We start from the raw sequence: 25,442 nt of genomic DNA on the forward strand, positions 1-25,442 counted from the left end.
ATGTCTGATGCCCTGCAACTGATCCTTGAAGACACCGACGGCACCCAGCTGGAGACCTCCTGCACACGCTTTGCGGTGCTCTGGCAAGGCCAGGAAATCTGGATCCAGCAAGTGGGTAACAACCAGCTGATGATCGGTGTGGATGTTGAGGAAGGCGCTACGGAATACGCCAACCTGCTGCTGCGCCCGCTGGCTACTAACCTGGTCAGCCTGGAGCTGGAAATGGAGCCAGCGGGGCTGGCCGAAGATGACGATCATGTCCACGGCCCGGACTGCAACCACGACTGAGGACACGCTTATGCTAGCCCTTGGCAGATTGCTTGAACTGACGCTGGCCGGTCATGAACCGGCGGCGAAGATCCAGCTGACCCCCGAGGGTTCGCGTTTGCGTTGGCTGACAGAGGGCGCGCTGGAAGTCACGCCACCGGCGGCTGTCGACAGCGGATTGGATCTGCTGTTGTCCGCCGGTATTCACGGTAACGAAACCGCGCCCATCGAGTTGCTTGACCGCCTGCTGCAGGACATCGCCAGCAGTCGGATCAAACCCCGCTCGCGGATTCTGTTCCTGTTCGGCAACCCTGAAGCGATGCGCAGAGGGGAGCGTTATGTCGAGCAGGACATCAATCGCCTGTTTAATGGCCAGCATGATCTGCACTCAGGCCCCGAGGCGATTCGTGCCAGTGATCTGGAGCACGTTTCGGCAAGCTTCTTCAATGATCCTCAGCGCACGCGGCTGCATTACGACATGCACACGGCCATCCGCGGCTCTCGAATTGAGCAGTTCGCCCTGTATCCGTACCAGCAAGACCGCCCGCGCAGCGAGGTGGAACTGCAGCGCTTGCGAGCGGCCGGCATTGATGCCGTGCTGCTGTACAGCAAACCGTCGGTCACTTTCACGGCCTATACCTATTCGCAGCTCGGGGCGGAGTCTTTCACGTTGGAACTCGGCAAGGCCCGGCCATTTGGTCAGAACCAAATGGTTAACCTCGATTTGCTGGAAGAACAGTTGAAAGCCCTGATCGAAGGGCGTGACACGCCGCCAATCGAGCGCCCTGAACTGAAGCTCTTTGCGGTTGCCCGTGAGGTCATCAAACATTCAGACGACTTCATTTTGCACCTGCCGGTGGATATCGAAAACTTCACCGAACTGCCTCAGGGATATCTTCTGGCAGAAGATATCGCCAGCATGCGCTGGGTGGTCGAAGAGCAGGATGCGCGCATTATTTTTCCTAACCCAAAGGTCAGAAATGGTCTTCGTGCAGGCATTCTGATAGTCCCTACAAGCCTGGGCTGACTGCGCTGCAATTGTTCTTTCCAAGTGTGCTTGTTTGTCCGATCGGGCAGCTTTAGCATGGGTAGTCCCACCTGCTGAGGACCATGCAATGCCTCTCATCGATCTGCGCAGCGATACCGTCACCCAACCCACTCCAGGCATGCGCGAAGCCATGCAGCGCGCCGAGTTGGGCGATGATGTGTACGGCGAGGACCCCACTGTTAACCGTCTGGAACAGTATCTGGCTGCTGAGCTGGGCTTTGCCGGAGCGCTGTTCGTGCCGACAGGCACCATGAGCAACCTGCTGGGGCTTATGGCGCACTGCGGGCGAGGGGATGAGTACATCGTTGGCCAGCAAGCCCACACCTATAAATATGAAGGCGGCGGGGCGGCTGTGTTGGGCTCAATTCAGCCCCAGCCTATTGATGGCGAGGCCGACGGTTCTCTTGATTTGGCCAAAGTTGAAGCAGCCATCAAGCAGGATGACTTTCACTTTGCCCGCACACGATTGCTGGCGCTGGAAAACACCATGCAGGGCAAGGTGCTGCCACTGTCCTATCTGCAAGCTGCCCGTGAGCTGACTCAGCGTCGCGGGCTGGCCCTGCATTTGGATGGGGCGCGACTATTTAACGCGTCGGTAAAGCAGGGCGTGCATGCCCGGGAAATCGCACAGTATTTTGATTCGGTATCGGTTTGCCTCTCTAAAGGCTTGGGTGCACCGATTGGTTCTGTGCTGTGTGGCAGTGAAGAGATCATCGCCCGAGCCCGGCGTCTGCGTAAGATGGTGGGGGGCGGTATGCGTCAGGCTGGCATTCTGGCGGCCGCAGGCCTGTACGCTTTGCAGCATCAGGTGGAGCGATTGGCGGATGACCACGCCAACGCACTGCGATTGGGTCAGGGGTTGGCTGAGTTGGGTTACGAAGTGGAGCCGGTCCAGACCAACATGGTCTACGTGAACATGGGCGACCGCGCGGCTGAGCTGAAAGCATTTGCTGCTGCTCGCGGCATCACCCTTAGTGCTGCACCGCGCCTGCGTATGGTGACGCATCTGGATATTTCTGCTGAAGCCGTTGAGCAAGTTATCGCCGCATTCGCTGCATTTCGATAATATTGATTCAATTTGAGCGGCATATAGCCACTCTCTATCAATAAAGGCACTAGCCCCATCGCGCAGGGCCGATATAATGCGGCCCTTTGCCGGCTTTGTCGTGGCCGCAGGTTTTTGGAAGATTCCTATGAAAAGCGCTGAAATCCGTGAAGCCTTCCTCAGCTTCTTTGAACAGAAGGGACACACCCGTGTCGCCTCCAGCTCCCTGATCCCGGGCAATGACCCGACCTTGCTGTTCACCAATGCGGGGATGAACCAGTTCAAAGACTGCTTCCTCGGCTTGGAAAAGCGCGCCTACACCCGCGCCACCACCAGCCAGAAGTGCGTCCGTGCAGGCGGCAAGCACAACGACTTGGAAAACGTTGGCTACACGGCACGTCATCACACCTTCTTTGAAATGCTCGGCAACTTCAGCTTTGGTGACTATTTCAAGCGTGACGCCATTCATTACGCTTGGGAGTTTCTGACCAGCGACAAGTGGCTGAACCTGCCCAAGGAAAAGCTTTGGGTAACGGTCTACGCCACCGACGACGAAGCCTATGACATCTGGCACAAAGAAGTTGGTATCCCAGCTGAGCGCATGATCCGCATCGGCGATAACAAGGGTGCGCCATACGCTTCCGACAACTTCTGGGCGATGGGTGATACCGGCCCGTGCGGCCCTTGCACCGAGATTTTCTTCGATCACGGCGATCACATCTGGGGCGGCCCACCCGGCTCGCCAGAGGAAGACGGTGATCGCTACATCGAAATCTGGAACAACGTGTTCATGCAGTTCAACCGCACGGCTGACGGTGTTCTGCATCCGCTGCCTGCGCCGAGCGTTGATACCGGTATGGGCCTGGAGCGCATCAGCGCTGTACTGCAGCACGTTAACTCGAACTACGAGATCGACCTGTTCCAGAACCTGCTGAGTGCGGCGGCCAAAGCTATTGGTTGTGCCAATGAAGGTCAGGCTTCTCTGAAAGTGGTAGCTGACCACATCCGTTCTTGCAGCTTCCTGATTGCTGACGGTGTAACGCCTTCCAACGAAGGCCGTGGCTATGTACTGCGCCGCATCATTCGCCGCGCCTGCCGTCACGGAAACAAGCTGGGCGCCAAGGGCAGCTTCTTCTATCAGATCGTGGCTGCACTGGTCGCCGAGATGGGCGAAGCCTTTTCGGAACTCAAGCAGCAGCAAGCTCACATTGAGCGTGTACTGAAAACTGAAGAAGAACAGTTTGCTAAGACTCTGGAGCAGGGTCTGAAGATCCTTGAGCAGGACCTGGCCGAGTTGAAAGGCAGTGTGATTCCAGGTGACGTGATCTTCAAACTGTACGACACCTACGGCTTCCCGATGGACCTTACCGGCGACATCGCCCGTGAGCGTGAGCTGACGCTGGATGAAGAAGGTTTTGAGCGCGAAATGCAGGCTCAGCGCGAGCGTGCCCGTTCTGCCAGTGCCTTCGGCATGGACTACAACGCGCTGGTCAAAGTCGATAGCGACACCCAATTCCTCGGCTACGCCGGCACCAGCGGCAGCGGCAAAATCATTGCCCTGTTCAAAGATGGCGCTGCGGTCGACAGCCTGAATGAAGGCGAAGAGGGTGTGGTGGTGCTGGATCAGACCCCGTTCTATGCCGAGTCCGGCGGTCAGGTGGGTGATTGCGGTTATCTCGAAAGTGCAGGCGTGCGCTTTGATGTGCGTGACACCACCAAAGCGGGCGGTGCTTTCCTGCATCACGGTGTAGCAGTTAAAGGCGGGTTGAGCGTTGGCACATCGGTCAAAGCTGAGGCGGACTCTTCTGTTCGTCAGGCCACTGCGCTGAATCACTCTGCGACTCACCTGTTGCACGCTGCACTGCGTCAGGTTCTGGGTGAACACGTTACCCAGAAAGGCTCGCTGGTCAACAGTCAGCGCCTGCGTTTTGACTTCAGCCACTTCGAAGCGGTAACTGCTGAACAGATCAAAGCGCTGGAAGACATTGTTAACCGCGAAGTGCGTGCCAACAGCGATGTAGAGACTCTGGAAACCGATATCGAAACCGCTAAGGCCAAAGGCGCCATGGCGCTGTTCGGTGAGAAGTACGGTGATCAGGTCCGCGTACTGAGCATGGGGGGTGACTTCTCCGTCGAGCTGTGTGGCGGTACTCACGTTAAGCGCACGGGTGACATTGGTCTGTTCAAAATCATCAGCGAGGGTGGTGTTGCCGCCGGAGTTCGTCGTATCGAGGCCGTTACCGGTGCAGCAGCTCTGAATTATCTGAATTCTGCTGAAGAGCAGCTAAAAGAAGCTGCAACGCTGGTCAAAGGTAACCGTGACAACCTGCTGGATAAGTTGGGTGCAGTCTTGGAGCGCAACCGCCAGCTGGAAAAAGAACTGGAACAGCTCAAAGCCAAAGCAGCCAGCGCTGCCGGTAACGACCTTGCCGGTTCTGCCGTCGACATTAAAGGTGTCAAAGTGCTCAGTGCACGCCTGGATGGTCTGGACGGCAAGGCACTGCTGGCCATGGTGGATCAGCTCAAGAATAAACTGGGCAGCGCGGTGATCCTGCTGGGTGGCGTACAGGATGACAAAGTCGTACTGGTTGCCGGTGTGACCCAAGATCTCACAGCCAAACTGAAAGCAGGCGACCTGATGAAGCAGGCCGCAGCAGCGGTAGGCGGCAAGGGCGGTGGTCGTCCTGATATGGCCCAAGGTGGCGGCACTGACGCAGCGGCGCTGGATGGTGCGCTGGAGTTGGTTAAAGGGTTCGTTGAGCAAGGCCTCTGAGGCTAATCTCGACAAGCAGGTGCCAAGGCCCGATGCACGCCCTGTGGGCCTTGGTAAGTGGTTCGAGTTGTATGTTTAATGGGCGCCCTTCACGGGCTGAGGCAGCTTTGAAATGGCTTTGATCGTACAAAAATTCGGCGGCACCTCTGTCGGCACTGTTGAGCGCATTCAGCAAGTGGCCGAGAAAGTGAAGAAATTCCGCGAAAACGGCGACGACATTGTGGTTGTGGTTTCCGCCATGAGCGGTGAAACCAATCGCCTGATCGATCTGGCCAAACAGGTCAGTGATGGTCAGCCGGTACCGCGTGAGCTCGACGTAATGGTTTCCACCGGAGAGCAGGTCACTATTGCCCTGCTGTCCATGGCGCTGGCCAAAATCGGTGTGCCGGCGGTGTCTTACACCGGCGCGCAGGTCCGTATTCTGACCGACAGCTCCTTTAACAAAGCGCGTATTCTGCATATTGATGATCAGAAGCTGCGTGCCGACCTGAGCGCAGGTCGCGTTGTTGTAGTGGCTGGCTTCCAGGGTGTGGACGAGAAAGGCAACATCACCACGTTGGGTCGTGGCGGCTCAGATACGACAGGCGTCGCTTTGGCGGCTGCACTGAAGGCGGACGAGTGCCAGATCTATACCGATGTTGATGGTGTCTACACCACTGATCCACGTGTGGTTCCACAAGCGAAACGTCTGGAAAAGATCACCTTCGAAGAGATGCTGGAAATGGCCAGCCTCGGTTCCAAGGTATTGCAGATCCGTTCGGTGGAATTCGCCGGCAAGTACAACGTACCGCTGCGCGTACTGCACAGCTTCAAAGAGGGTCCAGGCACCCTCATTACCCTTGATGAAGAGGAATCCATGGAACAGCCGATTATCTCCGGCATCGCCTTCAACCGCGACGAAGCCAAGCTGACAATCCGTGGCGTACCGGACATCCCGGGCGTAGCGTTCAAAATTCTCGGCCCGATCAGTGCCGCGAACATTGAAGTCGACATGATCGTGCAGAACGTTGCCAACGATAACACCACCGACTTCACCTTTACTGTTCATCGCAATGATTACAACTCGGCACTGGAAGTATTGGACAATACCGCCCGTGAACTGGGTGCCCGTGAAGTAGCAGGTGATACCAAGATCGCCAAGGTATCCATTGTTGGTGTTGGTATGCGCTCTCACGCAGGTGTTGCCAGCCGCATGTTCGAAGCGTTGGCCAAGGAAAACATCAATATCCAGATGATCTCGACTTCGGAAATCAAGGTTTCCGTTGTGATCGAAGAGAAGTACCTGGAGCTTGCTGTTCGTGCCTTGCACACTGCCTTCGAATTGGATGCCCCTGCCACACAAGGTGAGTGATCCTGAAAGGCGCGTTGACTCGCGCCTTTTGTCTTTTTAGCGCCAGGTTTTGGAGCTTTGTTTCCACTAAATACTGGTCAAAATGAGACGAATAGCTCAATCTGCTAGGGTTGAGCTTTTGTCTTACACTTTGCAGATTGTTGTTTTGAACTGATATCCGTAAGGAGAATGGAATGCTGATTCTGACTCGTCGGGTCGGAGAGACCCTGATGGTCGGTGACGAAGTCACTGTAACTGTGCTGGGTGTGAAGGGTAACCAGGTACGTATTGGCGTAAATGCCCCTAAAGAAGTCGCGGTTCACCGTGAAGAAATCTACCAACGCATCCAAAAAGAAAAGGATGACGAACCAAACCTCTAATTTTATTGAATTTTTTTAAAATTCAGCTTTGCAAACGGGGAAAAGATGGTTATTATGCGCCCCGTGTTGCGGAGAGGTGGCCGAGTGGCCGAAGGCGCTCCCCTGCTAAGGGAGTACACCTCAAAAGGGTGTCGGGGGTTCGAATCCCCCCTTCTCCGCCATTATTCAGTGTTGTAGACGCTGAATTCAGATAAGCGCTAAGGTGCTAGCTGAAACAAGAAATCTGCAATACGCATCAGATGTGGACTCATAGCTCAGCTGGATAGAGTACTCGGCTACGAACCGAGCGGTCGGAGGTTCGAATCCTCCTGAGTCCGCCACATTGAATGGCTTGCTAAGGCAAGCCATTTTGTTTCAACCAGCGGTAATCTGGTCTAAAAGTACCAACGGACTCATAGCTCAGCTGGATAGAGTACTCGGCTACGAACCGAGCGGTCGGAGGTTCGAATCCTCCTGAGTCCGCCATCTTAGATGGCTTGCCTAGGCAGACCATTTTGTTTCAACCAGTGGTGATCTGGTCTAAAAGCGCCAACGGACTCATAGCTCAGCTGGATAGAGTACTCGGCTACGAACCGAGCGGTCGGAGGTTCGAATCCTCCTGAGTCCGCCATACAAGGCTTGCAGATGTGCAAGATTGAAAAGGGCCTGCAGAAATGCAGGCCCTTTTTTATTGCCCGCTTTTCTCTGTGCGGGCTTTCCTGGTGTTGCCTTTAACGCACCCGTTCTCATCAAAGCTGATGCTGAGCTGTTTGCTTTTCTTACCCCTTTTGCTCGATTGATAGATGTAGCGGGTATGACCATTGTGATCCCTGATGCTGTCGGGTTGGCCTAGACTGCTTTCAACTTCGTTGCGGGTCATTCCGGGGTGGATCTGTTTGCGAATAAGGGCGCGCCGTTTCTCTTCGCTGCTGAGGGCTTGGTCGCAGGGTGAGTCCTGACCGCTGACGATGGTAATGGCGTTCGGTTTGCGCGTTCGATCGGTGTTCTGTGGCGGTGGTGAAGTGGGGCGGACGCTGCCGGGTGGCGGGTTGTAGAAGGTCTGTGCCTGTGCCTGCTGGTCAGTATTGCAGCCGAACTGCGTGAAGGTGATGTGTCCCTGTTCATTCTCGCAGCGCATGACTGCGGCCGCTTGAGCAACGGGTGAGATGAAAAGAAGGGTATAGAGTGCGCAGCAGTAGCCTAGTCTTGTCATTGTTGTCCTCCTCTGTGGCGGTCCGATTGTCGAGAGGGGGCGGGTTTATGAGTATCAGACGTGTCTTGCTTCGGCCGGTCTGCGTCGCAGATGCTGAGAGATAATCCTGCTCAAGAGACTCGTGCAAACACTTGTTTTGCGTTCATTTTTGTCACAACTGAGCAGCCGGGCAGTGTTATCATTCGCCTGTCAGCCCCGCCGGGGCTTGTGGAAAACCACCATGGACTTACCCAGTAGTTACTTAAATTCTCGACATCGCAATCACGTGTTGTTTGATTGACCCTCTTCGGCGTGCCCGCCGCTGGGGGCGGAGCGTGCCATGACTGAAGTAGAAGCAAAAAAACCGCAGGAAAGCCTGCAGGATCGCCTGTCACAGGTCATTGACCTGTTGCATCGTCACAAGGTGGTTGAAGACCTGACGCACCGTCAGGAAGGCGCTCATCATGAGCGTGTGGAGAACCTTGTCCATCGTCAGAACCTGGCTGAACTGCAGCGCAAACTCGATGAGCTGCACTCCGCTGACGTTGCCTACATTCTTGAAGCCTTACCATTGGAAGACCGTCTGGTGGTCTGGCAGATGGTTAAGGTCGAGCGTGACGGCGACATTCTTCTTGAAGTATCCGATGCGGTCCGTGAAACCCTCCTTGCGGACATGGATGATCATGAAATCCTGGCCGCTGCCAGGGAGATGGATGCGGATGAGCTGGCTGACCTGGCTCATGAGCTGCCGCGGGATGTTGTTCACGAGCTGATGGAATCCCTCGATGCGCAGCAGCGTGAGCGGGTGCGCTCGGCGTTGTCGTACGACGAGGATCAGGTCGGTGCGCTGATGGACTTCGAGATGGTGACCATTCGTGAGGATGTCACGCTGGAAGTGGTGTTGCGTTATATCCGCCGTCTTAAAGAGCTGCCAGGCCAGACAGACAAACTGTTTGTGGTGGATTACGACGGCGTGCTGAAGGGCGTGCTGCCGATCAAGCGTCTACTGGTCAATGATCCGGAAAAGTTGGTTAGCGAAGTGATGGCGACCGACCCGGTGAGCTTTAAACCGGATGAGGACGCATATGAGGCGGCTCAGGCGTTCGAGCGTTATGACTTGGTTTCTTCGCCAGTTGTGGATAAGAACGGCAAGCTGATCGGTCGTCTGACTATTGATGAAATGGTCGACTTGATCCGTGAGGAAAGCGAGAGCGAAGTCCTCAACATGGCGGGTCTGCGCGAAGAGGAAGATATTTTCGCATCGGTCTGGAAGTCTTTCCGCAACCGTTGGGCTTGGCTTGCGGTGAATCTGGTCACGGCATTTCTGGCCTCTCGGGTTATTGGTCTCTTCGAGGGATCGATTGAGAAGCTGGTAGCGCTGGCTGCACTGATGCCGATTGTTGCGGGTATTGGTGGTAATTCAGGTAATCAGACGATCACAATGATCGTCCGCGCGATGGCTTTGGATCAGGTAACAACAGGCAACACCTCCCGTCTCTTGCGCAAGGAGCTGGGCGTAGCGTTGATAAACGGTATCGTCTGGGGCGGTGTGATCGGGGCAGTGGCGTATGTGCTGTATGACAGCTGGTCGTTGGGCTTGGTGATGACGGCGGCGATGACCCTGAATCTGTTGTTAGCTGCGTTGAATGGCGTATTGATTCCGATGACGCTGACCAAGCTGGGGCGTGACCCGGCGATGGGGGCCAGTGTGATGATTACGGCTGTGACCGACAGCGGGGGCTTCTTCATCTTCCTCGGGCTGGCTAGCTTGTTTCTGTTGTAATGATAAATGCCGGGCTGAGGTCTTTTGGTATGCATAAAAAAACCGCCTTGATTGGCGGTTTTTTTATGCACTTGTGAAAGCTGGGTCGGCTTTCAAGATCCGGCGGGTTTAGGAGTTCTCAGATGCAGCCAGCTCGGTGTCGTGAGCAATCAGAGAAACCAATGCGTTCTGCTGACGACGGGATAGTTGGCGGAAGCGTTGCAGCAGCTCTTTTTCGTGCAGAGACAGCTCAGGGCTGTCCAAGCGTACGTTGACATCATCACCCAGAGCACTCTCTTGGAGCATGCTTTGCTCAAGACGGGCAATGATCTCAGAGTTCATGCTGCGGTGGTGGTTGCGGGCTACATCCGCGATACGCTCGCGCATGCCATCAGGCAGGCGAACAACGAATTTGTCTGCGGTACGGCTGGAATAGATTGCTTGTTTCATAGGGCGCGTACATTAACCGGTTAGTTAGTAAACGAAGCTGGCAATTGAATACTTCATTGTCAGCATTGTGACCGCCAATCGCATCAACCGTTCAGCTTGTGGCTATGAAATACCTATGATTACCACGCTCTCGGGACAGTTATTTGGCGTCAAATACATGCCATCATTGTGCCCATATTGAAGGCTTTTTGCTAGCTCCAATTGTCTGAAATGAGCCTTGTTCGACAAAAGTACGATCTCTCGTTTTTCAGGCCCGGATGCATTGATCGTCATTGAAGTGTCATGGGCTGTTAATCGCACTGACACAGGATCTGCCTACTTTGGTCTACACCAAGCGCGGCTATAAGCCAGCGCGTATGACCAATAAGGGGAGACCACTCAATGGGTGCTGTGATTCGGGTCGACAATCTGAGCAAAACCTTTGGCGGTAAGCAGGCGCTGTTTGGCTTGGAGCTGTCGGTCGAGCCGGGTGAGATGGTGGCGCTGATTGGGGCCTCAGGCTCTGGCAAGTCCACACTGCTGCGGCATGTAGCCGGGTTAGCCTGCTGCGACCGCACTGGTGGCGGCAGCATTGAGGTGCTGGGCCGGCAGGTTCAGGAGGACGGTCGCTTAAGTGGCGATGTACGCCAACTGCGTTCCGATATCGGTTACATCTTCCAGCAATTCAATCTGGTTGGCCGCCTCAGTGTGCTACAGAACGTGCTGCTTGGCTATTTGGGGCGCACGCCGCGCTGGCGTGGCACGCTGGGTATTTTTACTGCCGAAGAAAAGCAGTCTGCTCTGCGTGCACTGGAACGGGTGGGGTTGGCTGGTCTCGCCCAGCAGCGGGCCTCGACGCTTTCCGGCGGTCAGCAGCAGCGTGTGGCGATTGCCCGTGCCCTGTGCCAGCGCGCCAAGGTAATTCTGGCCGATGAGCCGATTGCCTCGCTCGATCCTGAGTCCGCACGCAAGGTCATGCAGATTCTTGCAGACATCAATCGCGAGGACGGCACCACGGTGGTGGTCACGCTGCATCAGGTGGATTACGCCATGCGCTATTGCCAGCGCGCAGTGGCGCTTAAGTCGGGACGGATTCATTACGACGGCAAAGCCTGTGAGCTGTATACCGACTTCCTCAACGATCTCTATGGTGCCGAGCTGACCGCTGAAGCCTTGGCGCTCCAGGCTCCGCTTGCCGCCCATTCCTCTAAAGCTGCCTGACACTGAGCCGCAGTCGCTATCGGCGCTTAGATCTATTGCCACACATAACTACACCTGTACCAGGAGTACTTTGCATGTTTAAAAAAGCGAGTCGCGTTCTTGCTGTTTCTACGTTGCTGGCAGGCTCCGTTTTTGGGGTTGCTCAGGCAGAACAGCAGATCAACTTCGGCATCATTTCCACCGAGTCCTCTTACAACCTCAAAAGCATGTGGGACCCGTTTTTGGAGGATATGAGCAAGAAGACCGGCTACAAGATCAACGCATTCTTTGCTCCTGACTACGCCGGGATTATTCAGGGCATGCGGTTCGATAAAGTCGATGTGGCTTGGTACGGCAACAAGTCTGCAATGGAAGCAGTTGACCGTGCCGGTGGAGAAATCTTCGCACAGACCGTAGCGGCCAACGGTGCAGAGGGTTACTACAGCCTGCTGGTTGCGCATAAAGACAGCCCTATCAACTCGGTTCAGGACATGCTCAAGAACAGCAAGAGCCTGACCTTTGCCAACGGCGACCCAAACTCCACTTCCGGGTATCTGGTACCTGGCTATTACGTGTTCGCGCAGAACAATGCTGACGCCAACACCATCTTTAAGCGCGCGCTAATCGGCAGTCATGAGGTCAACGCGTTGTCGGTGGCCAACAAGCAAGTGGACGTCGGTACGTTCAACAGTGAAGGCATGGAGCGTCTGGAAATCACAGCGCCGGATAAAGCTGCTCTGTTGAAGGTTATTTGGACTTCGCCGCTGATCCCGGCAGACCCGATGGTATGGCGTAAAAACCTTGATGAGGGTACCAAGGCCAAATTGCGCGATTTCTTTATGTCTTATGGCAGCAACGAGCAAGAGCTGAAAGTGCTTGAGGCACTTCAGTGGGGCAAGTTCAAAGTTTCCAACAATGATCAGTTGTTGCCAATCCGTCAGCTTGAGCTGTTCAAGATGCGTACCGATGTGGCTAACAACGACAAGCTCAAGGCAGACGACAAAGCTGCTCAGCTGAAGAAGCTCGATGACGAGCTGGCCAAGCTTGAAAAGCGCATGTCTGAGATCACCGCTGCCAAATCTGCCGGTTAACCACGCTTTGCGGCCTGTGCAAACGGGCCGCTCTTTTTGCTGTTCGATAGAGATGTGCTTATGACCACTCTGACTAATGCTCCGTCAGCGCAAATGACGGGCAAGCGTTCATGGATGCAACTGATTGGCTGGGGCCTGCTTCTGGCTGTGCTGGCCTGGTCATGGGAAGGGGCGGAGATGAACCCGCTGGCGTTGGTGCGTGATGCCGGCAACATGGCGACCTTTGCTGCCGACTTTTTCCCGCCGGATTTCAGCAACTGGGAGCTGTATCTCAAAGAGATGATCGTCACGGTGCAGATCGCCTTGTGGGGCACTGTACTGGCGATTATCTGCGCCATTCCACTGGGCATCATGAGCTCAGAAAACATCGTCCCTTGGTGGGTCTATCAGCCAGTGCGGCGGGTGATGGATGCCTTCCGCTCCATCAATGAAATGGTCTTCGCCATGCTCTTTGTAGTGGCGGTTGGGTTGGGACCGTTTGCCGGTGTGTTGGCGCTGTTTATCGGCACCACGGGTGTGCTGGCCAAGTTGTTTGCTGAAGCAGTGGAGGCGATTGATCCGGGCCCGGTTGAGGGTGTCCGGGCGACTGGTGCGAGTGCTCTGCAAGAGGTGATCTATGGGGTTATTCCACAAGTGCTGCCACTGTGGATTTCCTACGCGCTGTACCGCTTCGAGTCCAACGTCCGTTCAGCCACCGTGGTTGGCATGGTCGGGGCGGGTGGCATCGGAGTGATTCTCTGGGAAGCGATTCGTGGCTTCCAGTTTGGCCAGACCTGCGCCCTGCTGATCGTGATCATTTTGGTGGTGAGCCTGCTGGACATCCTGTCCCAGCGCCTTCGCAAGCAATTTATCTGATGGAGAGTGGGTGTCTGCGGACGCCTTTAATTAGCCATGAACTTGTCTAGACAACCTGAGCCGCTGTACCGCGAGTTGGCGACTGTATTGCGCGATGAGCTGGTGTCGATGAAGGCGGGCGATTACCTGCCGCCTGAAATGGAGCTGGCAGCACGCTTTTCAGTAAACCGCCATACCTTGCGTCGTGCCATGGATGAGCTGGTGCTGGAAGGTCGCCTCCTGCGTCAGCAGGGCAAAGGCACCCGTGTGCTGCCCAAACCGATGATTTATCCGATGCAGGCTGACAGCACCTACAGCGCGTCACTCTCTGCCCAAGGCCACCAGGTAGAGGCCCGGCTGCTGGAGCGCCGCCTGCGTGGTGCTAACCACGAAGAACGTGAGCAGCTGGAGTTGGAGGAGGGTGCAGAGCTGGTTGAGATCACCACCTTACGCCTGATTTCCGGACAGCCGGTAAGCCTGATTCGCCATGCCTTCCGCATCGAATATGCCACTGAACTGTCAACCTATCAGGGCGGATCATTGCGCAAACACCTGAGCCAGAGCGGTTTGGCGCTGGTGCGCAAGTCCAGCCTGATTGGAGCTCGCCTGCCCACTCAGGAGGAGGCCAACCGCCTACTGATGCCCCGTCACGCTCCGCTTCTTAGCGTGCAAACCCTTTCCTGTGATGCCGCTGGCAGGCCGGTGGAGCTGTCGCTCTCAACCAGCCGTGCTGACCGCTTCAAATTCCAGCTAGCCCTTTGATGGAGGCATGTTGATGACCTGCAATGAGCTGCACAGTGACCCGCAGATTGCGGCCCGCCAGGGCTGGATGCGAGTTCTTGCCCGCGCCGGCAACCAATTGGCGACCTACCAAGATGCGCTTAAAGACGTTGATTACAACCTAATCCGCGCTCCGGAAATCGGTATGACCTTGGTGCGCGGGCGTATGGGGGGAACCGGCAGCGGCTTCAACCTTGGCGAAATGACGGTTACCCGCTGCGTGGTGCGCCTGAGTGATGGCCGCACGGGATACAGCTATGTGGCTGGCAGTGACAAGCAGCATGCCGAGTTGGCCGCGTTGGCGGATGCGCATTTGCAAGGCAGTGACCAGCAGCAGTGGATCTCGCGCCTGATTGAGCCCCTGCAAGCCGCGCAGAAGGCGCAGCAGGCAGCCAAGGCTGCTGAAACCGCAACTACCCAGGTTGAGTTCTTCACCCTGGTCAGAGGAGAAGATTGATGAACCCGGCGAACAGTTCGCAATGGCTGCAACTGGCCTTTAACGATCCGGTTTTGGATGCGCAGACCAGTTTCCGCAGCGCACTCAAAGCATTGGCTGAGCCGGGTTTGGTGCAGCCGCTGGACCGTGCGCAGGCACTGGACAGCCTGCATCCGGCCACCTACGCCCTGTGCCTGGCATTTCTTGATGCGGACACGCCGCTGTGGCTGGCCCCTTGTTTTGATAGCCCGGCGGTGCGCGCCAATCTGTCTTTCCACTGCGGCTGCCCGATCGTGAGCGAGCGTGAGCAAGCCCTGTTTGCCCTGCTGGATGAATCCGAACTGGGCGATCTGTCGGGCTTTGATAACGGCAGCGAACGCTACCCGGATCAGTCCTGCACGCTGCTGGTACAGCTCGCAGCACTGAGCGGCGGGGCCAACTTGAGCTGGCGCGGACCCGGCATTGAAGAAGTGCGTCCGGTGGCAATTCCGGTGGGTGACGAGTTCTGGCAACAGCGCCGTTCGCGCAATGCCTTTCCCCGTGGACTGGACGTGTTCTTTGCGTCTTCTGAGCAGGTGATTGGCCTGCCGCGCAGCACTCAGGTGCTTAACACCACAGAGGAGGCCGCCTGATGTACGTAGCCGTGAAAGGTGGTGAACGCGCCATCGACAACGCCCATGCGCTGCTGGCGAAAAAACGCCGGGGCGATACTGCAATTCCTGAACTGAGCGTCGAGCAGATTCGCGAGCAAATGCCCCTGGCGGTGGCGCGGGTCATGACCGAAGGTTCGCTGTACGACCCGCAATTGGCAGCGCTGGCGATCAAACAGGCGGCCGGTGATCTGCTCGAAGCGATCTTCCTGCTGCGCGCCTACCGCACGACCTTGCCGCGCTTTGGTGCGAGTGTGGGCTTGGACACCACGCAGATGCAGATCGAACGCCGCATCTCGGCCACCTTCAAAGACCTGCCGGGCGGCCAACTGCTCGGACCAACGTTCGATTACAGCCATCGCCTGCTGGATTTCACCTTGCTGGCCGAAGGGCAGCATCCAGGGCCGCAAATCAAACCTGATGCTGAATTGTCCGTGTGCCCGCGTGTGCTGGATTTTCTCGCCGATGAAGGCCTGATGCAGCGTGAGGCCGATGACGGCCAGCCCGTGCCGGACATAACCCGTGAGCCGTTGGATTTCCCCACCAACCGTGCACAACGTCTGCAAGCGCTGGCCCGTGGCGACGAAGGCTTCCTGCTGGCGCTGGGCTATTCAACCCAGCGTGGTTATGGCCGCAATCACCCGTTTGCCGGTGAGATTCGGATCGGTGAAGTGGAGGTCTGGCTGGAGCCGGAAGAACTGGGTTTTGCTGTGCCGCTGGGCGACATCGAAGTCACAGAGTGCGAGATGGTCAACCAGTTTGTCGGCGGCAAAGGCGTGGATGCGCAATTCACCCGTGGCTACGGCCTGGCCTTTGGCAACTGCGAGCGCAAAGCCATGGGCATGGCGCTGGTTGATCGTGCCCTGCGTGCCGACGAATACGGCGAAGAACGCGAAGGTCCGGCGCAACAGGAAGAATTTGTGCTGATGCACTGCGACAACGTCGAGGCCGCGGGCTTTGTCTCGCACCTGAAATTGCCGCACTACGTTGACTTCCAGTCCGAACTGGAACTGATCCGCAAGATGCACAAGCAAGCCGCTGAGGAGCAACCGGCATGACGCTCACTACACAGATCACGTCCGCTCAGACCACAGAAAACGGCTACAACTTCGCCTATCTGGACGAGCAGACCAAACGCATGATCCGCCGTGGCTTGCTCAAAGCCGTAGCCATTCCCGGTTATCAGGTGCCCTTCGGTGGTCGCGAGATGCCGCTGCCGTATGGCTGGGGCACCGGTGGCATGCAGCTGACTGCCGCAATTCTGGGCGCTGACGATGTGCTTAAAGTGATCGATCAGGGGGCGGATGACACTACCAATGCTGTGTCGATCCGCCGCTTTTTCGCCCGTACCGCAGGCGTTAAAACCACCATGCGTACACCAGAAGCGAGCGTGATTCAGACCCGTCACCGCATTCCGGAGACGCCGCTGCGCAACGATCAGATTCTGGTTTACCAAGTGCCGATCCCGGAGCCGCTGCGCTTTATCGAGCCATCGGAAACCGAGACCCGCACCATGCATGCGCTGGAAGATTACGGCGTGATGCATGTGAAGCTGTACGAGGACATCGCCACTTTCGGCCATATCGCTACCAGCTACGCCTACCCGGTGACAGTTGATAACCGCTACGTGATGGACCCGTCGCCAATTCCGAAATTCGACAACCCCAAGCTGAACATGAGCCCGGCGTTGATGCTGTTTGGTGCAGGCCGCGAGAAACGCCTGTACGCCGTGCCGCCGTATACCAAGGTGGTCAGCTTGGACTTTGAAGATCATCCCTTTGAGGTTCAGCGCTGGGAGGAGAGCTGCGCGTTCTGCGGCAGCCACGACTCCTACCTGGATGAGCTGATTGTCGATGACGCAGGCACCAAGCGTTTTGTCTGCTCCGACACCGATTACTGCATGCAACGCCGTGATGCCATAGAGGAGGGCGTGCAATGAGTGCTGCCGAGAAACTGCAGGTGCAAACCGACACCGCCGAAGCGCTGTTCAGCGTACGTGACCTGACCCGTTTGTATGGGCCGGAGAAGGGCTGTCAGGGCGTCTCGTTTGATCTGTATCCCGGCGAGGTGTTGGGCATTGTCGGTGAGTCCGGCTCGGGCAAGTCGACGCTGCTCAGTCTGCTCTCCGGGCGCTGCCCGCCCGATCGCGGCAGCGTCAGCTATCGCGACAGCAACGGCCAGTGGGTTGACCTGTACAGCGCCAGTGAAGCGCAGCGCCGCACGCTGCTGCGTACCGAGTGGGGCTTTGTTGAGCAGAATCCGCGTGATGGCCTGCGTATGGGCGTGTCGGCCGGTGCCAACATTGGCGAACGCCTGATGGCTCAGGGCGTGCGCAATTACGGCGAGCTTCGCGCTGCAGGTCTGGACTGGTTGAAGCAAGTGGAGATTGATCCGGCCCGCATCGACGACCTGCCGCGCACCTTCTCAGGTGGCATGCAGCAGCGTTTGCAGATCGCCCGCAACCTCGTCTCCAGCCCGCGGTTGGTGTTTATGGATGAGCCCACCGGTGGTCTGGATGTGTCGGTGCAGGCGCGTCTGCTTGACCTGCTACGCGGTCTGGTGCGCGAGCTGGACCTGGCGGTGGTGATCGTGACTCACGATCTGGCTGTCGCGCGACTGCTGGCCGACCGCCTGATGGTGATGCGCCGTTCCCATGTGGTGGAGGCGGGGCTTACCGACCAGATTCTGGACGACCCACAGCATCCGTATTCGCAGCTGTTGGTGTCTTCCGTCCTGCAACCCTGACCTGATTCCGCCATGGCTGTTTCTTAAAGCTGTAACAGCCAGCGCGGACAATAAGTTCCTCCCGTGCTGCTGCCGTTCGCAGCACGGAATAAGTGAGGTTTATATGAATAACCTGATTGAGGTCAGCGGCCTCAGCAAAACCTTCACCCTGCATCAGCAGCACGGTGTGGTGCTGAATGTATTGAGTGACCTGAATTTCTCCGTCAGTGCCGGTGAGTGTCTGGTGCTGCATGGTCAATCCGGTGCAGGCAAGTCGACTTTGCTGCGTACCTTGTATGGGAACTATCTGGCCGCCGGCGGCAGTATCCGCATTCTGCACAACGGCCAATGGGTTGAGCTGGTGGATGCAGAACCGCGCCAGGTTCTTGAGGTGCGTCGGCAAACGCTGGGCTACGTCAGTCAGTTCCTGCGGGTGATCCCACGGGTTTCGACGTTAGATGTGGTGATGGAGCCTGCACTGGCCCGAGGCTGGACCAAGGAAGCCGCAGAAGAGCGGGCCAAGAGCCTGCTGAGCCGTCTGAATATTCCGCAAGCCCTGTGGCAGCTTGCACCGGGAACCTTCTCCGGCGGTGAGCAGCAGCGCGTCAACATCGCCCGCGGCTTTATGGTGAATTGGCCGCTGATGCTGCTGGACGAACCGACCGCGTCACTGGATGACGTTAACCGCCAAGTGGTGCTGGAACTGATCGCTGAGGCTAAAGCTGCCGGCAGTGCGCTGATCGGCATCTTCCATGACCGCACTGCCCGTGAGGCAGTCGCAGACCGCTATCTGGACATGACCCCAGAGCATTCCAAGCAGCAGGAGTACGTGTATGCAGGCTGAACAAATCCTGACCAATGCGCAGGTGGTTACCGCCAATGAAGTCTTCGTTGGCACAGTGGTGCTGCGCGATGGCCTGATTGCCGAGGTGCAGCCGGGAATCAGCCATGTTTCACAGGCGCAGGACCTCAATGGTGACTACCTGTTGCCGGGGCTGGTCGAGCTGCATACCGATAATCTGGAAAAGCACATGGCGCCAAGGCCGGGCGTAGACTGGCCGTCTCGTTCTGCTGTGCTGACACACGATGCGCAGATTGTGGCGGCGGGCATCACCACGGTGTTTGATGCGCTTTCCATCGGCGATGTGAACCCACGTGGCCGGCGCATGCTGCAACTGCCAGCCATGATGGAAGCCATTGCAGCGACGACCGCAGCTGGTCAGACCCGTGCTGACCACCACCTGCATCTGCGCTGCGAAGTGTGCCACCCGGACACCTTGCAGATTTACCGCGACTTTGTGGAGCACCCGATGGTGCAACTGATCTCCGTGATGGACCACTCGCCAGGTCAGCGCCAGTTTGCCAATGAGGCTAAGTACCTTGAGTACTACATGGGCAAGTACCAACTGAGTGAAGAGGAAATGGCGGTGTTTGCTGCCGAGCAGAAGGCCAACTCGATTGAGTACAGCGACCGTAATCGGCGCAGCATTGTTGAGGATTGCCACAGCCGCGGCCTGTCGGTAGCCAGTCATGATGATGCGACCTTGGCCCACGCCCAGGAGTCCGCTGGCTTTGGCATGTCCATCGCGGAATTTCCGACCACCATGGAAGCGGCCAAAGCCAGTCATGATCTGGGCTTGTGTGTGCTGATGGGCGCGCCAAATATCGTGCGTGGCGGCTCGCACTCGGGCAATATTGCCGCCTCTGAGCTGGCCCAAAAGGGTGTGTTGGATATCCTTTCCAGCGACTATTACCCGGCCAGCCTGCTTCAGGCTGCTTTCATGCTCGCTGAGCAAGACAACGACTACGATCTGCCCAAAGCCATCGCCACTGTCAGCCGTAATCCGGCCAGGTCGGCAGGTTTGACCGACCGCGGCGAAATCTGTGTCGGGCTGCGTGCGGATCTGGTGCAAAGCCGGGTGCATGAAGGCCAGCCGGTGATTCAACAAGTGTGGAACAAAGCGAAAAGGGTGTTCTGATGGGCGGCCGTTTGATCTATCTGATGGGGCCCTCGGGTTCAGGAAAGGACAGCCTTCTGCAAGCTGCGCGTGAGCGTTTGGCCGAGCATGGATGCCGTGTGATTCGGCGGGTGATTACCCGCTCCAGTGAAGCGGTCGGGGAGGATGCAGTCTCCCTGACACCGGATGAGTTCGAGTTGCAGGAAGCAGCCGGTGAGTTCGCCCTGAGCTGGCGCGCCAATGGTCTGGCTTACGGTATTCCCAAGCAGATCGACGAATGGCTGGCGGCCGGGCTGGATGTGTTGATTAACGGCTCGCGTGGCTATCTGGCCGAGGCGCGGCAGCACTATCCGCAGCTGATTCCGGTGCTGCTGACAGTCGACAATGAGGTGCTGCGTGAGCGCCTGATCCGCCGCCAGCGGGAAACTCCGGAGCAGATCGAACAGCGTCTGGCGCGTAATGCGCTGTTTGATGCGCAAGCGGCAGAGGCTGACGGTTTGTATGTGCTGGACAACTCCGGTGATCTGCAACTGACCGCTGACCGTCTGCTGGCTTTGCTCGGGACCAACCGTGCATGCGCCTGACCCTGCTTGGCAGCGGTGATGCCCGTCAGGTCCCGGTCTATAACTGCCAGTGCGCAGCCTGTGAGCGAGCCCGATTGCAGCCTGCGTATCGGCGTGGGCCGTGCTCGGCGCTGATTGAGTGCGGCAGCCAGCGCTGGCTGATCGACTCTGGTTATACGGACTTGTGCGAGCGCTTCCCGCCGCACAGTTTCAGCGGCATTCTGCAAACCCATTACCACGCTGACCATGCGCAGGGGCTTTTGCATCTGCGCTGGGGGCAGGGGCTGGTTATTCCTGTGCATGGCCCGGCAGACCCGGAAGGGTTAGCCGATCTGTATAAGCATCCCGGTATTCTGGATTTCAGTCAGCCGTTCAGCGCCTTCGAGCAGCGTCAGTTGGGTGAGCTGAGCGTCACCGCGTTGCCGCTGAATCACTCCAAGCTCACTTTCGGCTATCTGCTTGAAGGGGCCGGACGCTGCATTGCCTACCTGACTGACACCATCGGCGTCCCGGCCGATAGCGCAGCTGTCCTGACCCGTCAGCCTCTGGATCTGTTGGTGCTGGACTGTTCCATGGCACCGCAGCCGGTCGCCCCGCGCAATCACAATGACCTGACCCGGGCGCTGGAAACCATCGAGCTGCTGCAACCCGAACACGCCGTACTGACCCACCTCGGTCACAGTTTCGATGCCTGGCTGATGGAAAACCTTGAGTGCCTACCGGCCAATGTCAGCCTGGCGTGGGATGGTCGCGTGCTGTGACCTGACCGCCGCCTAATCCAGCGGCAGTTCAGTGGTGCGTTTGACTTCGCTCATGGCGATATGGGTGTGCGCCTCCAGCACATGCGGCCGTTGCAGCAGGTGGTCGCGCAGAAAACGCTCGTAGCTGGCGATGTCCTTCGCCACCACCTTGAGTTTGTAATCCGACGCTCCCGCCATGGTGTAGCACTCCATCACTTCCGGGTAGCCGACCACGGCTTTCTCGAACTCTTCCAGATTGCTGCGGCCGTGGGCTGAGAGCTTGATATCGACAAACACGATGATGCCGAAACCCAGGCGCTTGTGGTTGAGCAGGGCGACTTTGCGTTCGATATAGCCTTCTTCCTGCAGGCGGTTGATGCGCCGCCAGCAAGGTGACTGGGACAGCTCGACTCTCTCAGCGATCTCGGCAGCGGAGAGGTCGGCATTGTGTTGCAGCAGACGCAGAATCCTGCGGTCGGTATGGTTGAGTGGTTCTTGCATGATCGTTCCCTGATTTTTGTATTTGTTGGATTAATCATGCTCAGTATTGGCCTTTATTTCGAAAAATAGAAAGAAAATATCTCCAATCCCGGTCCATATTTATAGGCAGGTTTGTGTCGGCCCCGGCCTGTTAGCGGGTGCCACATTGCAGCAGCCGTGATCTGAGCGGTGATCCCGTTCAGGCCCATAACCGGAAGATGCCTACAAGGCTCTTTCCAGCTCTAAAAATAATAAGAGGAGCGCCACTATGTCTCTGGCCGAGATCCGCCTGGATGACAAGTACCGCCTTGCAACCGGACACCTGTACCTCACCGGCACCCAGGCCCTGACCCGCCTGCCGATGCTGCAAAAACAGCGGGACACGGCCCACGGCCTGAACACCGCCTGCTTTATTTCCGGCTACCGTGGCTCGCCTTTGGGCAATCTTGATAAGAGCCTGTGGGACGCCCGCGAATACCTCAAAGAGAACCACATCCACTTCCAGCCCGGCATTAACGAAGAGCTGGGTGCCACCGCCGTGTGGGGCAGTCAGCAGACCAACCTGTTTCCCGGTGCCCGCTACGACGGCGTGTTTTCTATGTGGTATGGCAAAGGGCCGGGTGTGGATCGCTGCGGTGATGTGTTCAAGCACGGTAACTCCGCTGGCGTATCCAAACACGGTGGCGTGTTGCTGCTGGCCGGTGATGATCACGGCTGCAAATCCTCGACGATTGCTCACCAGAGCGAACATGCGTTTATCGCCGCGTCGATCCCGGTACTCAACCCGTCCAACGTCCAGGAATTGCTCGATTACGGCATCATCGGCTGGGAGTTATCCCGTTACAGCGGATGCTGGGTGGCGCTGAAAACCATTGCCGAAAACGTGGATTCGTCTGCTGTGGTGGAAGTGAACCCGCTGCGTATTCAGGTGAAGTACCCGGAGGATTTCAAGCTCCCCGAAGACGGTGTGCATATTCGCTGGCCTGATCCGCCGCTGGCCCAAGAGGCACGTCTGAACACCTACAAAATCTACGCGGCGCGGGCTTTCGCTCTGGCTAACAAACTGGACAAGGTGATGTTGGACTCGCCCAACCCTCGGCTGGGCATTATCACTACCGGCAAGTCTTATCTGGATGTGCGTCAGGCTTTGAATGATCTCGGTCTGGACGACGAGCTGTGCGCCCAGATTGGCCTGCGCGTGCTGAAGATCGGCATGAGCTGGCCGCTGGAGCCGGTGGCCGTGCACGAGTTTGCCGAGGGGCTGGACGAGATTCTGGTCGTTGAAGAAAAGCGCAGCATTATCGAAGACCAACTCACCGGCCAGCTCTACAACTGGCCGGTGGGCAAGCGTCCGGTGGTGGTTGGCGAGTTCGATGAGCAGGGCAACTCGCTGCTGCCTAACCTTGGCGAGCTGACCCCGGCGATGATCGCCCGGGTCATCGCCAAGCGCCTTGAACCTATCTACACCAGCCCGGTGATTGTTGAGCGCCTTGCGTTTCTTGCGGCCAAGGAAGCTTCGCTGGCCGCGCCGAAACACAGCACCGTGCGTACTCCGCATTTCTGCTCGGGCTGCCCGCACAACAGTTCCACCAAAGTGCCAGAAGGCAGCCGTGCCCAAGGCGGTATCGGCTGCCATTACATGACCCAGTGGATGGACCGCAGCACTGACACCTTCACCCAAATGGGCGGCGAGGGCGTGACCTGGATTGGTCAGGCACCGTTTACCGACACGCCCCACGTATTTCAAAACCTGGGCGATGGCACCTACTTCCACTCCGGCCAATTGGCGCTGCGGGCGGCGGTGGCGTCTGGGGTGAACATCACCTACAAAATTCTCTACAACGACGCGGTGGCCATGACCGGCGGCCAGCCGATTGATGGCGAGCTGCGTGTCGATCAGCTCAGTCAGCAGGTGTTTGCCGAAGGCGTGCGGCGCATCGCGCTGGTCAGTGACGAGCCGGAGAAATACCCGAGCCGCGCTACCTTCGCGCCGATTGTTACCTTCCATCACCGCCGTGAGCTGGACGCGGTTCAGCGTGAGTTGCGCGAGTTCAAAGGTGTATCGGTGATTATCTATGATCAGACCTGTGCCACCGAGAAACGACGCCGGCGTAAACGCGGCAAGATGGTTGATCCGCAGAAGCGCGCCTTTATCAACGCGGCTGTCTGTGAGGGCTGCGGTGATTGCAGCGTGAAGTCCAACTGCCTGTCGGTGCTGCCATTGGAAACCGAGCTGGGTCGTAAACGCCAGATCGACCAGAACGCCTGCAATAAGGATTACGCCTGCATGGATGGCTTCTGCCCGAGCTTTGTCAGCGTCCACGGCGGCAGCCTGCGTAAGCCGGAGGCTGTGGGCTTGGGCGCGCTGTTTATTGCCGTGCCGGAGCCGCGTCAGCCATCCCTTGATCGCCCTTGGAACATTCTCCTACCCGGTGTTGGCGGCAGTGGTGTGACCACTGTTGGCGCGCTGTTGGGCATGGCGGCGCATATCGAAGGCAAGGGCTGCTCGGTGCTGGATCAGGCCGGTCTGGCGCAGAAGTTTGGTCCGGTGGTGACTCACATCCGTATCGCTGCACAGCAGGACGATATCTATGCGGTGCGTATCCCCGCAGGCGAAGCTGATCTGTTGCTGGGCTGTGATCTGGTGGTGTCCGCCAGCGAAGATGCGTTGGCCAAGCTCAACGACAAAATTGCTCATGCCGTGGTCAACAGCCACGAAGCGCCCACTGCCGAGTTCACCCGCAACCCGGATGCGCAGGTGCCCGGCTCAGCTATGCGTGAAGCTATTAGCGAGGCCGTCGGTGTCAACAAAACTCACTTTGTGGATGCCACTCGCCTGGCGACCCAACTGTTGGGCGACAGCATCGCCACCAATCTGTTTATGCTGGGTTTTGCTTACCAGAAAGGTTTGGTGCCGGTGTCGGCGGAGGCGATCAACAAGGCTATCGAACTGAATGCGGTTTCAGTTGAGCTGAATCAGCAGGCCTTTCTCTGGGGCCGTCGTGCTGCCCATGACAGTGCTGGGGTTGAGCGCCTGATCAAAGCCGATACGGCCGAGGCTCCGCATTGTGAAACCCTCAGTGATCTGCTGACCGACCGCATGCAGCGTCTGCGCGACTACCAAAATCCCGCGTTGGCTCTGCATTACCGTGAGCAACTGGAGCGGATCATTAAGGCTGACACTGACCCTGAACAGCGCCTGAGCAAGGCTGTAGCGCGTAACTACTTCAAGGTGCTGGCTTATAAAGACGAGTACGAAGTTGCTCGGCTCTACAGCGATGGTAGCTTTGTCCGGCAACTGGCGGCGACGTTTGAAGGGGACTACCGCCTGGAGTTTCACCTGGCTCCGAGTTGGCTGAGCAAACCGGATGCGAAGACCGGCGAGCCACGTAAGCGCACTTTTGGTCCGTGGATGCTCAAGGCGTTTGCGCTTTTGGCGAAGTTCAAGTTCTTGCGTGGCTCGCTGCTGGATCCATTCGGGCACAGCGCTGAGCGCAAAGAAGAGCGCGAGCTGATTGCTGAGTATGAAGCGTATCTGGACTTTATCCTCACCTACCTCAAAGCCGACAATTACGGCGATGCGGTTGAGCTGGCCAGTTTGCCGGAGCAGGTTCGCGGTTACGGTCACATCAAACAACGCAATCTGCAGAAGGCCAAGCTTCAGAGTGCAGAGCTGAAAGCCCGTATGCAGGTGCAGAAAGTGAATGTGGTGCAGCTGTTTGAGCCTGCGGCATAAGGTCGCAAAGGAGGGGGTGGCGCCGGGTTGCACCGGTGCCACACT

Annotated in this window: 24 protein-coding genes and 4 tRNA genes; 25 read left to right on the top strand and 3 right to left on the bottom strand. The window is 57.4% G+C overall.

Annotation, left to right across the window (positions count from 1 at the left end; all coding sequences use genetic code 11):
• From AO726_RS11205 to AO726_RS11250, 10 genes are all read left to right on the top strand, one after another.
• The gene (locus AO726_RS11205; RefSeq protein ID WP_058068167.1) at nucleotides 1-288 is read left to right on the top strand and encodes a hypothetical protein; all 288 of its coding nucleotides are present in this window, start codon (nucleotides 1-3) and stop codon (nucleotides 286-288) included.
• A 10-nt stretch (nucleotides 289-298) separates the two neighbouring features.
• Nucleotides 299-1,294: a succinylglutamate desuccinylase gene (gene astE / locus AO726_RS11210; RefSeq protein ID WP_058068168.1), complete on the top strand. Its 996-nt coding sequence runs from the start codon at nucleotides 299-301 to the stop codon at nucleotides 1,292-1,294.
• 88 nt (nucleotides 1,295-1,382) lie between these two features.
• Complete coding sequence (gene ltaE, locus AO726_RS11215; RefSeq protein ID WP_058068169.1) at nucleotides 1,383-2,381, top strand: low-specificity L-threonine aldolase; 999 nt, start codon at nucleotides 1,383-1,385, stop codon at nucleotides 2,379-2,381.
• Nucleotides 2,382-2,508: 127 nt separating this feature from the next.
• Nucleotides 2,509-5,133, top strand: coding sequence for an alanine--tRNA ligase (gene alaS, locus AO726_RS11220; RefSeq protein ID WP_058068170.1), 2,625 nt, complete (start codon nucleotides 2,509-2,511; stop codon nucleotides 5,131-5,133).
• 112 nt (nucleotides 5,134-5,245) lie between these two features.
• Nucleotides 5,246-6,484, top strand: a complete 1,239-nt coding sequence (locus AO726_RS11225; protein WP_058068171.1) for an aspartate kinase — start codon at nucleotides 5,246-5,248, stop codon at nucleotides 6,482-6,484.
• Between the two features lie 173 nt (nucleotides 6,485-6,657).
• Nucleotides 6,658-6,843, top strand: coding sequence for a carbon storage regulator CsrA (gene csrA, locus AO726_RS11230; RefSeq protein ID WP_058068172.1), 186 nt, complete (start codon nucleotides 6,658-6,660; stop codon nucleotides 6,841-6,843).
• Between the two features lie 70 nt (nucleotides 6,844-6,913).
• Nucleotides 6,914-7,004, top strand: a tRNA-Ser gene (locus AO726_RS11235).
• A gap of 82 nt (nucleotides 7,005-7,086) precedes the next feature.
• Nucleotides 7,087-7,163 (top strand) — tRNA-Arg (locus AO726_RS11240).
• Between the two features lie 68 nt (nucleotides 7,164-7,231).
• Nucleotides 7,232-7,308 (top strand) — tRNA-Arg (locus AO726_RS11245).
• 68 nt (nucleotides 7,309-7,376) lie between these two features.
• Nucleotides 7,377-7,453 (top strand) — tRNA-Arg (locus tag AO726_RS11250).
• Between the two features lie 57 nt (nucleotides 7,454-7,510).
• Here the strand turns inward: AO726_RS11250 and bamE are convergent.
• Nucleotides 7,511-8,035 (bottom strand): outer membrane protein assembly factor BamE domain-containing protein, encoded by a 525-nt coding sequence (bamE, locus tag AO726_RS11255; protein ID WP_082629116.1) that lies wholly within the window; start codon nucleotides 8,033-8,035, stop codon nucleotides 7,511-7,513.
• Between the two features lie 319 nt (nucleotides 8,036-8,354).
• On the opposite strand from bamE, the gene mgtE reads away from it, so the two are divergent.
• Entirely contained in the window at nucleotides 8,355-9,797 is a 1,443-nt protein-coding gene (gene mgtE / locus AO726_RS11260) for a magnesium transporter (protein WP_058068174.1), read from the top strand.
• 108 nt (nucleotides 9,798-9,905) lie between these two features.
• On the opposite strand, the gene AO726_RS11265 is transcribed toward mgtE, so the two are convergent.
• On the bottom strand, nucleotides 9,906-10,226 hold the full coding sequence (locus tag AO726_RS11265; RefSeq protein ID WP_058068175.1) for an Arc family DNA-binding protein: 321 nt from the start codon (nucleotides 10,224-10,226) through the stop codon (nucleotides 9,906-9,908).
• Nucleotides 10,227-10,607: 381 nt separating this feature from the next.
• Here AO726_RS11265 and phnC point away from each other — a divergent pair, with 381 nt between their 5' ends.
• The 13 genes from phnC to phnP all read left to right on the top strand — a co-directional run bounded on the left by phnC (nucleotide 10,608) and on the right by phnP (nucleotide 21,202).
• A complete protein-coding gene (gene phnC / locus AO726_RS11270) occupies nucleotides 10,608-11,426 on the top strand; it encodes a phosphonate ABC transporter ATP-binding protein (RefSeq protein WP_058068176.1) in 819 nt (272 codons plus the stop codon).
• Between the two features lie 74 nt (nucleotides 11,427-11,500).
• Nucleotides 11,501-12,496, top strand: coding sequence for a phosphonate ABC transporter substrate-binding protein (gene phnD, locus AO726_RS11275; RefSeq protein WP_058068177.1), 996 nt, complete (start codon nucleotides 11,501-11,503; stop codon nucleotides 12,494-12,496).
• A gap of 60 nt (nucleotides 12,497-12,556) precedes the next feature.
• The gene (gene phnE / locus AO726_RS11280) at nucleotides 12,557-13,351 is read left to right on the top strand and encodes a phosphonate ABC transporter, permease protein PhnE (RefSeq protein ID WP_058068178.1); all 795 of its coding nucleotides are present in this window, start codon (nucleotides 12,557-12,559) and stop codon (nucleotides 13,349-13,351) included.
• A gap of 36 nt (nucleotides 13,352-13,387) precedes the next feature.
• A complete protein-coding gene (gene phnF, locus AO726_RS11285) occupies nucleotides 13,388-14,092 on the top strand; it encodes a phosphonate metabolism transcriptional regulator PhnF (protein WP_058068179.1) in 705 nt (234 codons plus the stop codon).
• 28 nt (nucleotides 14,093-14,120) lie between these two features.
• Nucleotides 14,121-14,567, top strand: a complete 447-nt coding sequence (gene phnG / locus AO726_RS11290; RefSeq protein WP_241492121.1) for a phosphonate C-P lyase system protein PhnG — start codon at nucleotides 14,121-14,123, stop codon at nucleotides 14,565-14,567.
• A complete protein-coding gene (phnH, locus tag AO726_RS11295) occupies nucleotides 14,567-15,178 on the top strand; it encodes a phosphonate C-P lyase system protein PhnH (RefSeq protein WP_058068181.1) in 612 nt (203 codons plus the stop codon). Before phnG ends, phnH begins: the two co-directional genes overlap by 1 nt.
• Entirely contained in the window at nucleotides 15,178-16,254 is a 1,077-nt protein-coding gene (locus AO726_RS11300) for a carbon-phosphorus lyase complex subunit PhnI (protein ID WP_058068182.1), read from the top strand. Before phnH ends, AO726_RS11300 begins: the two co-directional genes overlap by 1 nt.
• Nucleotides 16,251-17,135, top strand: a complete 885-nt coding sequence (locus AO726_RS11305; RefSeq protein ID WP_058068183.1) for an alpha-D-ribose 1-methylphosphonate 5-phosphate C-P-lyase PhnJ — start codon at nucleotides 16,251-16,253, stop codon at nucleotides 17,133-17,135. The genes AO726_RS11300 and AO726_RS11305 overlap by 4 nt, the downstream gene beginning before the upstream one ends.
• Nucleotides 17,132-17,941, top strand: a complete 810-nt coding sequence (gene phnK / locus AO726_RS11310) for a phosphonate C-P lyase system protein PhnK (protein ID WP_058068184.1) — start codon at nucleotides 17,132-17,134, stop codon at nucleotides 17,939-17,941. Before AO726_RS11305 ends, phnK begins: the two co-directional genes overlap by 4 nt.
• A 103-nt stretch (nucleotides 17,942-18,044) precedes the next feature.
• Nucleotides 18,045-18,764, top strand: coding sequence for a phosphonate C-P lyase system protein PhnL (phnL, locus tag AO726_RS11315; protein ID WP_058068185.1), 720 nt, complete (start codon nucleotides 18,045-18,047; stop codon nucleotides 18,762-18,764).
• Nucleotides 18,754-19,899, top strand: coding sequence for an alpha-D-ribose 1-methylphosphonate 5-triphosphate diphosphatase (locus AO726_RS11320; protein WP_058068186.1), 1,146 nt, complete (start codon nucleotides 18,754-18,756; stop codon nucleotides 19,897-19,899). The genes phnL and AO726_RS11320 overlap by 11 nt, the downstream gene beginning before the upstream one ends.
• Nucleotides 19,899-20,462 (top strand): phosphonate metabolism protein/1,5-bisphosphokinase (PRPP-forming) PhnN, encoded by a 564-nt coding sequence (gene phnN / locus AO726_RS11325; protein WP_058068187.1) that lies wholly within the window; start codon nucleotides 19,899-19,901, stop codon nucleotides 20,460-20,462. Before AO726_RS11320 ends, phnN begins: the two co-directional genes overlap by 1 nt.
• Nucleotides 20,453-21,202, top strand: coding sequence for a phosphonate metabolism protein PhnP (gene phnP, locus AO726_RS11330; RefSeq protein WP_058068188.1), 750 nt, complete (start codon nucleotides 20,453-20,455; stop codon nucleotides 21,200-21,202). The genes phnN and phnP overlap by 10 nt, the downstream gene beginning before the upstream one ends.
• 12 nt (nucleotides 21,203-21,214) lie before the next feature.
• Here the strand turns inward: phnP and AO726_RS11335 are convergent, their stop codons facing one another.
• Nucleotides 21,215-21,682 (bottom strand): Lrp/AsnC family transcriptional regulator, encoded by a 468-nt coding sequence (locus tag AO726_RS11335; RefSeq protein ID WP_058068189.1) that lies wholly within the window; start codon nucleotides 21,680-21,682, stop codon nucleotides 21,215-21,217.
• A gap of 247 nt (nucleotides 21,683-21,929) precedes the next feature.
• Between AO726_RS11335 and AO726_RS11340 the strand changes: the two genes are divergently transcribed.
• Nucleotides 21,930-25,397, top strand: coding sequence for an indolepyruvate ferredoxin oxidoreductase family protein (locus AO726_RS11340; protein ID WP_058068190.1), 3,468 nt, complete (start codon nucleotides 21,930-21,932; stop codon nucleotides 25,395-25,397).
• Nucleotides 25,398-25,442 lie beyond the last annotated feature (45 nt).

It is taken from the genome of Pseudomonas sp. TTU2014-080ASC (assembly GCF_001446935.1).
Classification (GTDB): domain Bacteria; phylum Pseudomonadota; class Gammaproteobacteria; order Pseudomonadales; family Pseudomonadaceae; genus Aquipseudomonas.

Excerpts from the sequence above, each read along its gene's own strand:
- AO726_RS11340 (WP_058068190.1), top strand. The coding sequence starts at position 21,930 with ATGTCTCTGGCCGAGATCCGCCTGGATGACAAGTACCGCCTTGCAACC.
- AO726_RS11320 (WP_058068186.1), top strand. The coding sequence starts at position 18,754 with ATGCAGGCTGAACAAATCCTGACCAATGCGCAGGTGGTTACCGCCAAT.
- phnN (WP_058068187.1), top strand. The coding sequence starts at position 19,899 with ATGGGCGGCCGTTTGATCTATCTGATGGGGCCCTCGGGTTCAGGAAAG.
- csrA (WP_058068172.1), top strand. The coding sequence starts at position 6,658 with ATGCTGATTCTGACTCGTCGGGTCGGAGAGACCCTGATGGTCGGTGAC.
- bamE (WP_082629116.1), bottom strand. The coding sequence starts at position 8,035 with ATGACAAGACTAGGCTACTGCTGCGCACTCTATACCCTTCTTTTCATC.
- AO726_RS11205 (WP_058068167.1), top strand. The coding sequence starts at position 1 with ATGTCTGATGCCCTGCAACTGATCCTTGAAGACACCGACGGCACCCAG.
- AO726_RS11305 (WP_058068183.1), top strand. The coding sequence starts at position 16,251 with ATGACGCTCACTACACAGATCACGTCCGCTCAGACCACAGAAAACGGC.
- ltaE (WP_058068169.1), top strand. The coding sequence starts at position 1,383 with ATGCCTCTCATCGATCTGCGCAGCGATACCGTCACCCAACCCACTCCA.
- phnF (WP_058068179.1), top strand. The coding sequence starts at position 13,388 with ATGAACTTGTCTAGACAACCTGAGCCGCTGTACCGCGAGTTGGCGACT.
- alaS (WP_058068170.1), top strand. The coding sequence starts at position 2,509 with ATGAAAAGCGCTGAAATCCGTGAAGCCTTCCTCAGCTTCTTTGAACAG.
- phnE (WP_058068178.1), top strand. The coding sequence starts at position 12,557 with ATGACCACTCTGACTAATGCTCCGTCAGCGCAAATGACGGGCAAGCGT.
- phnD (WP_058068177.1), top strand. The coding sequence starts at position 11,501 with ATGTTTAAAAAAGCGAGTCGCGTTCTTGCTGTTTCTACGTTGCTGGCA.
- AO726_RS11265 (WP_058068175.1), bottom strand. The coding sequence starts at position 10,226 with ATGAAACAAGCAATCTATTCCAGCCGTACCGCAGACAAATTCGTTGTT.
- AO726_RS11225 (WP_058068171.1), top strand. The coding sequence starts at position 5,246 with ATGGCTTTGATCGTACAAAAATTCGGCGGCACCTCTGTCGGCACTGTT.
- astE (WP_058068168.1), top strand. The coding sequence starts at position 299 with ATGCTAGCCCTTGGCAGATTGCTTGAACTGACGCTGGCCGGTCATGAA.
- phnC (WP_058068176.1), top strand. The coding sequence starts at position 10,608 with ATGGGTGCTGTGATTCGGGTCGACAATCTGAGCAAAACCTTTGGCGGT.
- phnH (WP_058068181.1), top strand. The coding sequence starts at position 14,567 with ATGAACCCGGCGAACAGTTCGCAATGGCTGCAACTGGCCTTTAACGAT.
- phnP (WP_058068188.1), top strand. The coding sequence starts at position 20,453 with ATGCGCCTGACCCTGCTTGGCAGCGGTGATGCCCGTCAGGTCCCGGTC.
- AO726_RS11300 (WP_058068182.1), top strand. The coding sequence starts at position 15,178 with ATGTACGTAGCCGTGAAAGGTGGTGAACGCGCCATCGACAACGCCCAT.
- mgtE (WP_058068174.1), top strand. The coding sequence starts at position 8,355 with ATGACTGAAGTAGAAGCAAAAAAACCGCAGGAAAGCCTGCAGGATCGC.
- phnL (WP_058068185.1), top strand. The coding sequence starts at position 18,045 with ATGAATAACCTGATTGAGGTCAGCGGCCTCAGCAAAACCTTCACCCTG.
- phnK (WP_058068184.1), top strand. The coding sequence starts at position 17,132 with ATGAGTGCTGCCGAGAAACTGCAGGTGCAAACCGACACCGCCGAAGCG.
- AO726_RS11335 (WP_058068189.1), bottom strand. The coding sequence starts at position 21,682 with ATGCAAGAACCACTCAACCATACCGACCGCAGGATTCTGCGTCTGCTG.